The sequence below is a fragment of the Streptomyces sp. NPDC005483 genome, assembly GCF_040606035.1.
In the GTDB taxonomy this organism is placed as follows: Bacteria; Actinomycetota; Actinomycetes; order Streptomycetales; family Streptomycetaceae; genus Streptomyces.
Genome location: NZ_JBEXEA010000030.1, coordinates 74,817 through 88,047, shown reverse-complemented (window position 1 = coordinate 88,047; position 13,231 = coordinate 74,817). Strand labels below are relative to the sequence as shown.

The window sequence follows — 13,231 nt, the reverse complement described above, 5'->3', positions numbered from 1 at the left end:
CCCTCAGGGCCTGTTTCGGCTCCACCGACCGGCGTTTCGGGAGCAGCCGTCCGCATTTCGGGAGCGGCCTCCGCCGCTTCGCGCACACCCTGAACCGCCCCTTCCGGAGGCCCCCATGACGATCACTGAAGTGCCGCACACGACGGCACCCGAGACCACCGTTTCGCACCCGCCGACCGCCGTTTCGGATACGCAGGAGTTCGTTTCGCAGACGGCACCGCAGCGGCCGATCAAGCCCGGCCGCGACTGGCTGATGACCGCCCTGTTGTTCCTCGCCGCGAGCGGCGGCACGGCGGTCGGCATCATCGGCTTCGCGATGTCCTACAGCACTCTCGCGAAGGTCGCGCTGAGCTGGGGCTTCAGCGAGCGCCTGGCGCCGTGGTTCCCGGTCGGCGTGGACGCGAGCATCATCGCGTTCCTCGCGCTGGACCTGTACCTCATCTACAAGAACACCCCGTGGCCGGTGCTGCGTATGGCCGCGCACGCCATGACGGCCGCCACGATCTGGTTCAACGCCAGCTCGCAGGGCAGCATCGGCGCTGACCTGGTGAAATCGGCCAGTCACGGTGTCATGCCGCTGCTGTTCGTGATCGGAGTGGAAGCTGCCCGGCGGCTGTTCATCAAGAAGGCGCGGCTCCAGGCGGGCACCGCGGCCGACGGGATCCCCCTGCACCGCTGGATCCTCAGCCCTCTGGCAACCCCCCGCTTCTACCGCCGCATGCGCCTGTACGGGATCGCCTCCTACCCGGAGATGATCCGGCGTCAGCAGGACCTCCTCGCCTACGAGCAGTGGCTCAAGCGCAAGCACCAGGGCGACCTGAGCAAGGCGAGCGAGGACGAGCGGCTGCCGATGAAGATGGCCGCCTACGGCTACACCGTTGCCGAGGCGCTCGCGCTTCCTGACCAGCAGGAACGCGAGGCGGAGGAGCGGGCGGAGGAAGCCGAGCGCCGGCGCCTGGCGGCGGAGACGCGCCGGGAGGTGGCGCTGAAGGAGGCCGAGGCCGAGCGTCTGGAGGCCGATGGCGCTCTGGAAGCGGTCCGCGCCCGGGTGGAAGGCCAGACGGCCGAGGCCCGTGCGCGTGCCCGCGCCCAGGCCAGCGCCGCTGACCGGGCGGCCGAGCTGGAGGAGAAGGCGCTCGGCTCGGCTCTGGTCGCCGAGGCCCAGGCCCGCGAGGCGGAGGCCCTTCGCCTGGAGGCCGAGGAGCGGGAGCGTGCTGCCGAAGCCGATCGCCGCGCCGCCGGAGTCGAACTGGACGCCGCCGAAACGCGCCGCCGCGCTGTCGAAGCCGCCCGGTGCGCGGCGGAGGAAGAGGAGCGCAAGGCCGTCGCCGAGGCCAACGCGCAGGACGCCCGCGAGCGTGCTGCCGAAGCCGATCGGCGCGTAGCCGAAACGCGTCTGGCCACCGCCGAAATCGAGCGGCACGCGGTCGAAATCGAGGACGCAGCGAAGCTCACCCCGCGTGAGCGCGCGGTCCGCAGGGTCGCCCGGATGATCCTCGCGGCTGGCGGCGACGCCAACCAGGTGCTGCTCGCCGACATCCAGCGCGAGACCGCGGTGTCGTCCACCGACACCGCCTCGAAGTACCGCCAGGAGGCGGTCGACCTGCTCCGCGAGGGCTACCGCCCGGAGCAGTGACCTGCACAAACGCGCTGCTTCGACGGTTCCACCGGCCCCCGAGATGACGTCAACACCTCGGGGACACGGTGAAGGCGCCGAAGCGCCGGGTCCCACCCTCTCACCCAACCTGCCTGTCAGGAAGGTGAATCGGGTGGTGACCAGCACAAACAGCGGCCGGGTGACCGGGATCGCGGACCGCGAGCCGACCCGGCCGTGTTGACCCATTTTGAACCAACGATCGAACGGAGGGACACAGGAACGTGGGCGGAACCGCGTACTGGACAAAACAGATAAGACGGGCGGACGCGCGGTCACCCAAAGCGGGCGCGACCCGACGGGTGGACCGGCTCCGCGGACTGCTGAAGGACGCCGAGCCGGCCGTCGCCGACCGCGTCTGGCGCGAGGTCGTCGACCTCCTCCAGCGGACCACCGACCGCCACTCGGCACACGGATCCGCGTACTGGACCAGCGAGATCAAACGAGCCGACAAACGGTCGCCCAAGGAGGGCGCGACCAAGCGTCTGGACCGGTTGCGCGGCGTGCTGCAGCGGGTCGATCCGGTGGTCGCCAACCGCGCCTGGCGCGAGGTGAGCGACACCCTCCAGCAGATCACTGTTCGTCACACACGGTGATCGTTCACCCATTCATTCACCCGGGGGAGAGATGAACTCGACCCGGCCCTACACGCGTACGTACGCGCACGAGGGCTCGAGTTCACTCCCCCGGTCGCAGACCGTGAGGGGAAAGCGATGGAATTGCTGCTTCTCGCGTGCGCATGGCTCGTGTACACGGCGGGCGCGCAGAGCGAGCAGGCAAAGATCGGACTGTCCCCGGCGCAGCGGGACATCCTGAGGGAACGGACGCGGCACGAGAAGGCCGTGCAGAAGATCGCCGACAAGCACGGGGTCTCTGCGCCGGCCGACCGCAAGGCGGGCCTCTCGCCCTGGAAGGAACCGCCGGCCTCGGAGCGCGATCCGGTGCTCTCGCTGCCGGAGGCGTTCCGCTCGGGCTACCGCGGACACACCCGCGTCGAGCGCGTGGCCACCCCGATGGGGCGCCGCGCCGGCAGGTGGGCCGCGCGGGGCGTGGCGTGGGGCCAGGACACCGGCCGGGGCGCGCTGCGCGAGTACCGCAAGCGCCGCAAGGCCGCCGGCCATGACGATCCGGCCCCGGTGCTTGTGCCGCTGCCGCCTTCCCACCCGCCGGACGTGCCACCGATGCCGGCGGCACCGCCGACGGCCGGCACCGACAGCGGTGACGGCAAGGGCGTCTCACTGGAGAGGCCCAAGGAGGCGACCGAGCCCCCGAAGCCGGAAGGCGCCGTGAAGCCGCCTGAGGGGGTCGCAGAGCCTCCCGCAGGCGGCGACGGCTCCCCAGGTGCCCCGGAGGCCTCAACAGGCCCTGAAACGGCGCCAGATGAGGCCGCAGAGGCGCCGGTCAAGGAGCCAGCGGCTCCCGCCCCGGAGGCCTCACCAGGTCCCGAAGCGGCTCCGGCCGGGCCCGAAACCACGGACGTGGCGGCCGAACCCGAGCCCGCCGCCGCCGAAACCAAGGACACCGCGGACCCGAAGAGCTCCGAGGAGCCCTCCCGCGCAGCCGAAACGGAACCCGCGCCGGCCCCGGCCGAGCCGGAAGCCGCCGCGGCGGCACCCGAAGACTCGGCAGCCGGGCCCGAAAGCCCGGCAGCCGAACCCGAAAGCCCGGCAACGGCGCCCGAAGGCACCGCGTCGGGACGGATCCGAGACCGTGAACCGGCTGCCGCCGGTGAAGGAGTTGGGCGTATGGCAGCAGAGGTGACGTACGAGTCCGTCGAGGAGGAGAGCGACGAGCTCTCCCTGATGTGCAAGGAGGACCAGCAGGTCTGCGACCGGATCAAGGACCGCGCCGACCGGGAAGTCGGCCGCGGCGACACGCTCCTCGCGGAGATGGAGGCGACGGGCTTCGGCAAGTCCCTCCAGGCCTGGGTCACCCGCTGCCGGGAGGACTACCAGGCAATGGGCTCCCACCTCACCGACCTGAAGACGAACACGGCCGCCCAGGACGACGCCGTGGTGAGGGCCAAGGCCCTGCTGATCGCCGGGCAGGGCGTCTACCACAACATCGCCAAGGACATGGAGAAGGTCGCCGAACGCGACGCGTACATCAGCGACGCGGTCGACTCCGAGGACACCTCCGCACACACCGAGGTCTACGAGACGAAGGGAGCCTGACCGTGAGCGTAGGCAAGGCTGTTGGCTCGTTCGTCACCGTCGCGGCCATCCTGGCCAGGGCGACGGCGTACGGGGTGCGGGCCGCCATGACCAAGCGGGCCGTCGAGCGGCTGGAGAAGCGGTACAAGGACCGAGCCGACTCGGCCCGGTACCTGTCCGAGGCGATGGGCAAGCTGGACGTCGATGAGCCGACCACCGCCGGCTACATGGAGGTCTTCACGCTGTCGAATGCCATGGCGAACGACGTCGCCGGCATCGTCGGCCGCGCCGACTCCCTGCAGGCCAACGCCCAAGGCCTGGCCGAGGCGACCGAAGCGGAGCACGGCCGGATGAGGGACGCCAACCGCACCCACACCGTGCAGATGGCCCAGGCGAGCTTCATCCAGCCCCGCTAGGCACCAGACACCACCCCCTCCTCGAAGGGCGGGACCGCACCATGCGGTCCCGCCCTTCGTCTTCGCTGAAAACGGAGAAGAACCGGATGGCCACGACCACACCCACCCAGGAAGAGACGGAAGACACCGCTCCCCAGGAGCTGACCGGACTGCGCGCGCAGATGGCCCGGATGCACAACCCCGGCCTGTACGTCGGCTCCGGCCTTGGCATCGCCTCCGGCTGGCTGTCCGGTGACCCGCTGCTGCTCACCACCCTCGGTTCCACCGGCGTCGCCGCCGGCTGGGCCGCCCTCGGCATGAACCCGGGCCCGTGGCGCTGGCTGCCCGGACAGGGCGAGCCGTGGGAGTGGATGAGCCGCAGCAGCCAGCGCGGCTACCGGCGCCGAGTCCGCCGGATGCGCCGCCGCCTGAACCTCGACCACACCTACAGCCCGGCCGTCGGCTCCGACGGCATGCTCGTGCCGACCATCGGGATCGCCGACGGCTGGCGCCACCACGACAACCGTGCCGCCCTGGTCCGCGCCGCGAAAGCCGACGCCTACCGCAAGCGGTCCGCGGCACTGCGCGCCATCTGGGCCAAGGGGCTTCCCAACTGGGAGCGCGCCTGGTGGCGCCGCTACACCCCGGCCGAGATGGCGCTGCGGGCCGGCCCCCTCGCGGTGATACCCGCCAGCAGCTACATCGACGTTCCCTGGTGGGCCCGCCTCCTCGTCGCCTCCACCGCGGCGACCTGGGGCGCGCGGATGTGGTCCCTGCCTGACCGGGGAACGCCCGCGGCGGCCGGGGACCCGGCCGGCCTCGACTGGTACCTGGCCCGGTGGAACGAGTGGATCGCCTGCGACCAGGGCCCGCTGGCCGCGTCCAAGCTCACCGACGTCCACCTGGACGAGGACCGGCTGACCGCGATCATCGTCTCCACCACCGCCAAGCCCGCCCTCGGCGTCGGCCAGGACTCCGTCTCGATCGCGTTCGAAGTCCCGCCACGGGCGGTCAACATCTACCGTCCCGACGACATGGCCGCCTCCCGCGCCAAGCTCACCGTCAAACTGCAAAACAGGACCTCCGAGCTGGACATGGACGACCTCGCGGCCGTGTGGGAGGAGTACAGCCCCTACCACGGCAGTGAGCTGTACGACGCAGAGGAGACCGAGTTCGGCCGCCGCTTCAAGCTGCTGATGCCGCGCCGGGGCTCCTCGGTTGCCGACGTGCAGCCCCTCGCCATCGCCCAGGCCCTCGACATGGACGGAGAGGACGCCGTCTCCCACCTCCACCTGCGAGTGATCGACGCCCGCCGCATCGAGGTCAACGAGATGTCCACGAACCCGCTGCAGGACGGTGTCCCCCTCGACCTGGACGCGCTCGTCATGGACGAGCAGGGCTACGTCACGGTCGGCAAGGACATCTACGGCGACCCCGCCCGCTGGCGCCTGATGATCCCCAACGAAGGGAAATACGGACTCACAGGCCATCAGGGCATGTCCGCCGTGCACTCCTTCTCCTCCGGCACCACCGGCTCGGGTAAGAGCTCGCTGGAAGAGACCCTCCTGATCGCCCAGATGATCAATGGGATCGTCGGGTGGCTGGCCGACGGCAAGTACGGCGCCGGCTTCGCCTCCTGGACCCACGTGCTCGACTGGATGGTCAAGAGCCACTACGGCGCCATGCTCATGGGCCAGGCCGCCGTCGACGTCGGCAAGTTCCGCTTCTCGACCCAAATGAAGATGCAGTGGCAGGACGCCGACGGCTACGTCATGGACGGCCGCAGCTTCTTCGTCCCCGGCGAGCCGTTCGCCCCGATGCAGGTCACCTGGGACGAGTTCAACGAGATGGTGATGGACCCGGTCAAGGACCACGTCAACCCGCTCCTGGCGTCCGCGTCCAACCTCGGCCGCCAGACACGGTCCGCTGGCATCGGAGCCCGGGTCTACGTGCAGATCCCCAATCTCGACTCCATCGGCACCAACAAGCACGCCAACGCCATCCGCGACATGCTCCAGTCCGGCAACATCGCCCTCTTCCGGACTGCACGCGCGGACGTCGACGTGATGTCGCTCGGATCCAGGACACCGAGGTTCCGCCTGGAACCGATCCCGGAGACCTTCCCAAACGGCGCCGGCACCGGCGGCCTGGGCTACATCGCCGACGGCTCCGACCAGTACACCCAGTCCCGCACGATGTTCCACCCGAACCCGGTGCGCATCGCCCGCGAACTGCCCCAGCCGACCCTCACCCCCTCCGAAGCCGACGCCATCGCCGACATGAGCCCCGCTGGCATCGCATACCTGCGGCGGGACGAGTACCGGCACATGGACGCCGGTGAGGAGGAGGAGTTCCTGCGCGACCTGGTCCAGCGGGAGCAGGAGGAGCGCGGCAAGAACACCACCGTCGTCGACCTCGCCCCCGCCCCGGCCATGCCGGCCGGTGTGGACACGGACGTGGACGACGACGACCTGGACGACCTGGTGCCGCCCAGCCGATCCGAGCTCGTCTGGCACGCCGTCGACCGCGGGGCCCGCCGCAACGGCGAGATCGCCAAGGTCACGGATCTGAAGCCGCCCAACGTCGCCAACGCCACAAAGCGTCTGGAGCGGCTCGGCAAGCTCACCCAGATCGACCGTGACTGGCACACCCTCGAGCGCCTCGACGCCTGACCCCATCCCCATCAAAGAAGTTGGAGCCCAACCATGGTGTTCTCTCTCACCGCATCCGGCCTCGCCCTGCTCGTCGCCATCGGCATCGGCATCTGGATGAAGAAGGACAGCAGCTTCCGCAAGCGGGAAGTCGCCGTCGTCTCGGTGTTCTGGATCCTCCTGATGATGACGCCCGCTGGCACGGAAACCGTCGACAAGATCCAGGACATGTTCGGCAACGGGGCGGCCGGTTTCAGCGAGACCGTCAACAACGTCTCTGCCAAGTAACAAGAGCCCGGCAGGGAGGCGGCCCGCCACGTATAGCGGGCCGCCTCCTGCGTCTATCTACGCCTTCGGCTTCACACCAAGGAGCACACCCATGCACAACTACTCCGAGCACGGGCGGGAGTTGACGGCTCAGGAGCACTTCGAGTCGGCCAGGCTGATCGCCGAGGGATACAGCAGCAGCACCCCCGCCGCGACCCACTACAAGGACATCGTTCCCCCGCCGGCCCAACCCACTGTGGGGAACGCTGTGCCCTTTGCCCAGCACGGACGGCCCCCCATGTCCCAGAAGGCCACTGACCACGCCGTCCTCGTGATCGTCTACTCCTGGGGGTCGCTCCCGGTCGGCGGCGCGATCTCCCTGGTCCTGTGGAAGCTGTCCAGCGTCAGCCCGGCCACGATGGCCATCAGCGGGATCGGCGCCGCCGGAGTGTTCATCGCGATCGGCGTCGCTGCCCGGATGATCGGGCGGGCCTTCCGGGACGTCGCCTCTGAGCTGCCTGACCAGACGGTCAACCAGTACACCGGCACCGTCTACGTGCAGCACACCGAACTGCACACCGAAACCCGCGGGTTCGGGCGGACCAACAACCAGATCACCGACGGCACGCAGTGACCGTCGGACGCCGCCCGCCCACGACGTGCTCACGCTGATGTCTGCCTGTCCACTCCCGAACCCCACGGCGGGGCCCGGGGGCGGGCAGGGAGCCGGAACAGCCACACCGCTCCACCAGCCCTACTCCCTCGCGCCCCGTCGGCTGCTCCCTCGCTGGCGGGGCGCGGTGCTGTCCACCGTCCTGCCTTCGTGAAGAGAGGCGAACCCGCCATGACCACCAACTCCGCTGCTGGGAACGGCCACGAGCACACGCTCCGGTGGCCCTCCTTACACCGGGCCCGCGGCTGGATCAGCCACCGGACCGGCCAGGCCCGCACGAAGCTGACGCGACTGTGGCGGCACGAAACCGTCCGCCACGTAGCCTTCTGCGCCGCCGTCACTCTCCTCGGAGCCTGGCTGCTGGGCCAGTTCCTGCCCAGCAGGCCCGGCCTGGCCACGACCCTGGACGCGGCGTGCGCCACCATCGACGACCCCGTACGCCGCTACCTCGTCGCCCACACGCAGGGGCTGCCCATCACCGCTGGCGCCACCTACAGCATCTGGAAGGCCCTCGGACTGGCTGCGTTCGTCCTCGGCGCCCTCCACAACGGCCCCGCCCGATTCACCTGGACGGTGTGGGGTGCCGCCACCGTGATCATGGTGTTGATCGGAACTCCCGGGCCCGGCCGCCCGGTCGCAACTGCGGTCGGCCTCCTTGCATGGGCCGCGCTGTCCAGCCTGGCGCTCCACGGACTGCGTTTCCCGCCACTCGCGTTCGTCCACGTTGACGTGCACAACGAAGCGCCGCCCCCTCCCGACGTTCAGGTCCGCACGGAGATCCGAATGCCGCGGACCGAGCCGCCCCAGTTCCTGCCCTACCCCCTCCCGTACCTGCCGCCGTCGCCGAACTGACGTCTGCCTGCCCGCCCTCGCCCCCGCACCCACGGGGCCGGGGGCGGGCAGGGAGCCGGAACAGCCAACGCGCGCTGCCCCCTCATCACCCCGATGCGGCCGCCCCGTCGCCCGCCCCGGCCTACGACCGGCACGGGCGAAGAGCAGGGGAGGCCGGACATCCCGTCCGGAAGGGACTTCTCGACCATGCTCATCGGCCCCAACAACGAGTCGTACGTGCTCGACTCTGCACGCGACGGCCAGCGCATCCTCGCCGGTGTCGACGGCGACGCCGCCGACGCTGTCGACGCGCTCATCCGCGAATACCTGGAGTTGCGCGACCGCCTCCAGCAGCTCAAGGACGGACTGCCCAAGCACCACACCGACCCCGAACTGTGCCCCGCCTGCGAGGCGTTGGAACAGCCATGCCCCTACCACTTGGGACGGGCCGGGGGGTGGATCGAGCTCTCCAAGGCGGTTCGCCTCGTGGCGGGCGACGACTCCACCTACGCCACCCTCGTCCTGGAGCACGCGGACGCTGCCGGGGACGACGTATGACCGTCGCCACCGACACCACGCTCTCCACGGCCACCGCCGCGGACCCGTCCCAGGACGAAACCGGCCACGCCTTTGACGCCGCGCTCACCGCCCCGGAAGCCGCGGGGCACGCGGCCCTGGCCGCCGTACGCACCGGGAACCGCGAAACCGCCCAGCGGATCATCGCCGAACTGCTCCCCGACGAGCGCGCCAACCTTGCTGACCACCTTGAGGAACTCCGCAAACTCCTCGGCCCGACCTGCGCCGAGTGCGGCGCACTCACCGAACTCGGCACCTGCACCACCGACCCGTTCAGCGAGAAGTGTCGCTTCCTCTGCCGCCGCTGCACGCCAGCCCACCGCATCCGCTGAACGCCCCCACAGCAGTCGCATCAGCCCACAACAGGGTGCCGCGCGATGCCACCACAAACGCCCCCCGCTCACACTCCGACCCCCTGAGGAGTCCTGATGACCAGCCGCTCCGAGGACCCGGTGACCACGCCGTTACCCCAGTCCGTCGCCCTGCGCGCCGCCGAGAACGAGCTGCAGGCGCTGCGGGGCAGTCTCCGCAAGGCCGCCGAGTTCATCCACGATCAGGCCCACGACTTCGCGGCCCGCTATGCGCTTGCCCTGAGCCTGGGACTGCCCCTGCCGACCCCGGCGCCCACTCAGCACTCGCTCGTCGACCAGAACCTCAACGACGCGCTCGCCACCGTGGCCTCGGAGATCGGCCGCACCGACAACAAGACCTCGTTCCTCCTTGCCTTCAACGGCGCGGTCATTGCGGGCCTGGTGGGCTCGGCCGACAAGGTCCCCCTGCTGTGCCTCGTCACGGGCGGACTCGCGGTCCTCGTCCTGGCCGTCTCCACCGTCCTCCTGCTGCTCGTCGTCACGCCCCGGCTGCACGGCGCGGACCGCGCGAGCTTCCCCTACTGGGCCAGGTGCGACACCCAACAGATCCGCGCCGAGATGAGCGACGACCGCCGCGCGGACCGCCTCCGGGTCCTCTCCCAGATCGCGTTGCCCAAATTCCAGGGTCTGGGGCTTGCCATCCGCCTCTCCCTGGCCGCTGTCGTCCTCATCGTCATCGCGGTCATCGCGCTCATCGTGACCGCGCTCGCCTGACAGCAGAAGGCCCGGGCCAGGTGACGACGCCGGAAGACGACTGCTCTACCCCGCCTCGTCACCCACCTGCCCCTGTACCGCCTGACTGACCAACCTCCCTGGAGCCCGCCGTGAAGAAGACCCCCGCCAAGAAGCCGGCCGCGAAGAGGTCACCGGCCAAGACGACCGCCGCGAAAGGGGCCCCGGCACAAAGGGCTCCCGCCAAGAGGGCCGCGGCGAAACGGGCGCCAGCCAAGCGGCCCGCCGCCAAGAGGCCTGCGGCAAAGACAGCGCCCAGCACCAGGATCGTGTACTGGCTCTTCCGCAGTATGGGGCGCAGCGCCAGGAACCTCGATCCGGCCCACCGCAAGGACGGCGTCGCGCTGCTCCTGCTCGGTGGCGCGCTGATCACCGCCGTGGGCACCTGGGCCGATCTGAAAGGGCCGGTCGGCGAGCTCGTCGAGATCCTGGTGACCGGTCTCTTCGGCCGCCTCGACCTGCTGGTGCCCGTACTGCTCGGGGCCATTGCCGTGCGCTTCATCCGGCACAAGGAGAAGCCCGAGGGCGACGGCCGTGTCGTCATCGGACTGTCCGTCCTGGTCATCGGCCTGCTCGGGCTGATCCACATCGCCTGCGGCTCTCCGGCCCGCAGCGAAAGCATGCAGGCCATACGGGACGCCGGCGGCCTGATCGGCTGGGGCGCCGCAACGCCTCTTACCTACAGCATGGGCGACGTGCTGGCCATACCGCTGCTGGTGCTGCTCATCGTCTTCGGGCTGCTCGTGGTCACGGCCACCCCGGTCAACGCCATCCCGCAGCGGCTGCGGGCGCTCGGAGCGCACCTCGGCGTCGTCCCGGGGCAAGCGGCCGACGTTCCCGGCAACGACGAGCGACCTGCGGAGCAGAGGCGCGAGGCGGTGCCCACGCGATCCAGCCGCAGCGGGTCCACCGGAGAGGCCAACGACTCCGGCGGCGTTCAGACGGCACTCCCACAGCGCGGGAACCTCAAGGCCGCCGCAACGTTAGCGCCCGCCGCCGCCCAACCGACCAGGGTGGCGCCGTCCCCCCGGGCCGTCCCCGACCTCACCAAGACGCCGCCCGCTGGCGAGGAGCGCGACCTGCCCGCGCGTACGGAGCAACTCCAACTGTCGGGCGACAAGACCTACTCCCTGCCGGCGCTCGACCTCCTCACGCGCGGCGGCCCCGGCAAGGCGCGCAGCGCCGTCAACGACGCCGTGGTCGCCTCGCTGACGAACCTCTTCACCGAGTTCAAGGTCGACGTCGCCGTCACCGGCTTCACCCGCGGGCCGACGGTGACCCGCTACGAGGTCGAGCTCGGACCCGCCGTGAAGGTCGAGCGGATCACCGCGCTGACGAAGAACATCGCTTACGCGGTCGCCAGTCCGGACGTGCGGATCATCAGCCCGATCCCCGGCAAGTCCGCGGTCGGCATCGAAATCCCCAACACCGACCGGGAGATGGTCAACCTCGGGGACGTGCTGCGCCTCGCGGCCGCCGCCGAGGACGATCACCCGCTGCTGGTCGCGCTCGGCAAGGACGTCGAGGGCGGCTACGTCATGGCCAACCTGGCGAAGATGCCACACATCCTGGTCGCCGGAGCCACCGGGTCCGGCAAGTCCTCGTGCATCAACTGCTTGATCACTTCCATCATGGTCCGCGCGACCCCCGAGGACGTACGCATGGTCCTGATCGACCCCAAGCGGGTCGAGCTGACCGCCTACGAGGGCATCCCGCACCTGATCACGCCGATCATCACCAACCCCAAGCGGGCCGCCGAGGCCCTCCAGTGGGTCGTACGGGAGATGGACCTTCGCTACGACGACCTCGCGGCGTTCGGCTTCCGGCACATCGACGACTTCAACGCAGCCGTTCGAAGCGGCAAGGTGAAGGCGCCGACGGGCAGCGAGCGGGAACTCCAGCCGTACCCGTACCTGCTCGTGATCGTCGACGAGCTCGCCGACCTGATGATGGTCGCCCCGCGGGACGTCGAGGACGCGATCGTGCGCATCACGCAGCTCGCGCGCGCGGCCGGCATCCACCTGGTGCTCGCCACCCAGCGGCCGTCGGTGGACGTTGTGACCGGTCTGATCAAGGCGAACGTGCCCTCCAGGCTCGCCTTCGCCACCGCCTCCCTCACCGACTCGCGGGTCATCCTCGACCAGCCCGGCGCCGAGAAGCTGATCGGCAAGGGCGACGGCCTGTACCTGCCGATGGGGGCGAACACGCCTGCCCGTATGCAGGGCGCCTTCGTGACCGAGGACGAGATCGCGGCCGTCGTCGAGCACTGCAAGGACAAGATGGCACCCGACTTCCGGGACGACGTCGTGGGCACCAAGCCGAAGAAGGAGATCGACGAGGACATCGGCGACGACCTGGACCTGCTGTGCGAGGCGGCCGAACTTGTCGTCTCCACGCAGTTCGGCTCGACCTCCATGCTCCAGCGCAAGCTGCGGGTCGGGTTCGCGAAGGCGGGCCGGCTGATGGACCTGATGGAGTCCCGGGGCATCGTCGGGCCCAGCGAGGGCTCCAAGGCGCGCGACGTCCTCGTGAAACCCGACGAGTTGGACGGGGTGTTGGCATTGCTCCGTCCCGAACCCGCCAGTGCGCAAGGCGCCGGCACGGCCACCGACAGCCTCCAGGCGCGAGTTCACACCGCAGCTGGCGGAGACCGGCTGAAATGAGCCGCTCCCGCCGCCAGGACCCCGCGCCTGCGCGGACGCCCTGGGCCGGGCATCAGCGGACTGACCCGTCGACCGCCGTGGTCGGCCCGACCATGGACCTGACCGCGGTAGCACAGGCAACGCGTTGCCTCATCGTGACCGGTGGTCGGGGCTGATGGTCGCCCGCGTGGTCGGGGGCCCAGGGTGCGGTACCTCCATGGGCCCCTACTCGTCTTCGCATCCCGTCGCCGGATCAACTGGCGTCCGGGCTCCGTACCGCAACACC

General features: G+C 70.2%; 12 protein-coding genes. All 12 read left to right on the top strand.

Annotation, left to right across the window (positions count from 1 at the left end; genetic code table 11):
* The first annotated feature begins 130 nt into the window (after nucleotides 1-130).
* The 12 genes from ABZT06_RS39150 (at nucleotide 131) to ABZT06_RS39095 (ending at nucleotide 12,966) form a co-directional block, all read left to right on the top strand.
* Complete coding sequence (locus ABZT06_RS39150; RefSeq protein ID WP_355752232.1) at nucleotides 131-1,636, top strand: DUF2637 domain-containing protein; 1,506 nt, start codon at nucleotides 131-133, stop codon at nucleotides 1,634-1,636.
* A gap of 242 nt (nucleotides 1,637-1,878) precedes the next feature.
* Nucleotides 1,879-2,250: a hypothetical protein gene (locus ABZT06_RS39145; RefSeq protein WP_355752230.1), complete on the top strand. Its 372-nt coding sequence runs from the start codon at nucleotides 1,879-1,881 to the stop codon at nucleotides 2,248-2,250.
* Nucleotides 2,251-2,367: 117 nt separating this feature from the next.
* Nucleotides 2,368-3,828: a hypothetical protein gene (locus tag ABZT06_RS39140; RefSeq protein ID WP_355752228.1), complete on the top strand. Its 1,461-nt coding sequence runs from the start codon at nucleotides 2,368-2,370 to the stop codon at nucleotides 3,826-3,828.
* Nucleotides 3,829-3,830: 2 nt separating this feature from the next.
* Nucleotides 3,831-4,223, top strand: a complete 393-nt coding sequence (locus ABZT06_RS39135) for a hypothetical protein (protein WP_355752227.1) — start codon at nucleotides 3,831-3,833, stop codon at nucleotides 4,221-4,223.
* Between the two features lie 86 nt (nucleotides 4,224-4,309).
* Nucleotides 4,310-6,874, top strand: coding sequence for a hypothetical protein (locus tag ABZT06_RS39130; RefSeq protein ID WP_355752226.1), 2,565 nt, complete (start codon nucleotides 4,310-4,312; stop codon nucleotides 6,872-6,874).
* A 33-nt stretch (nucleotides 6,875-6,907) separates the two neighbouring features.
* A complete protein-coding gene (locus tag ABZT06_RS39125; protein WP_355752224.1) occupies nucleotides 6,908-7,141 on the top strand; it encodes a hypothetical protein in 234 nt (77 codons plus the stop codon).
* Between the two features lie 91 nt (nucleotides 7,142-7,232).
* Nucleotides 7,233-7,754, top strand: a complete 522-nt coding sequence (locus ABZT06_RS39120; protein WP_355752222.1) for a hypothetical protein — start codon at nucleotides 7,233-7,235, stop codon at nucleotides 7,752-7,754.
* A gap of 210 nt (nucleotides 7,755-7,964) precedes the next feature.
* Nucleotides 7,965-8,645 carry a hypothetical protein gene (locus tag ABZT06_RS39115; protein WP_355752220.1) on the top strand — a complete coding sequence of 227 codons (681 nt, stop codon included), beginning with the start codon at nucleotides 7,965-7,967 and terminating at the stop codon, nucleotides 8,643-8,645.
* Between the two features lie 186 nt (nucleotides 8,646-8,831).
* Nucleotides 8,832-9,182, top strand: coding sequence for a hypothetical protein (locus ABZT06_RS39110; protein WP_355752218.1), 351 nt, complete (start codon nucleotides 8,832-8,834; stop codon nucleotides 9,180-9,182).
* Nucleotides 9,179-9,532 carry a hypothetical protein gene (locus ABZT06_RS39105; RefSeq protein WP_355752216.1) on the top strand — a complete coding sequence of 118 codons (354 nt, stop codon included), beginning with the start codon at nucleotides 9,179-9,181 and terminating at the stop codon, nucleotides 9,530-9,532. Before ABZT06_RS39110 ends, ABZT06_RS39105 begins: the two co-directional genes overlap by 4 nt.
* 96 nt (nucleotides 9,533-9,628) lie before the next feature.
* Entirely contained in the window at nucleotides 9,629-10,285 is a 657-nt protein-coding gene (locus tag ABZT06_RS39100) for a Pycsar system effector family protein (protein WP_355752214.1), read from the top strand.
* Nucleotides 10,286-10,395: 110 nt separating this feature from the next.
* Nucleotides 10,396-12,966 (top strand): DNA translocase FtsK 4TM domain-containing protein, encoded by a 2,571-nt coding sequence (locus ABZT06_RS39095; protein WP_355752212.1) that lies wholly within the window; start codon nucleotides 10,396-10,398, stop codon nucleotides 12,964-12,966.
* Nucleotides 12,967-13,231 lie beyond the last annotated feature (265 nt).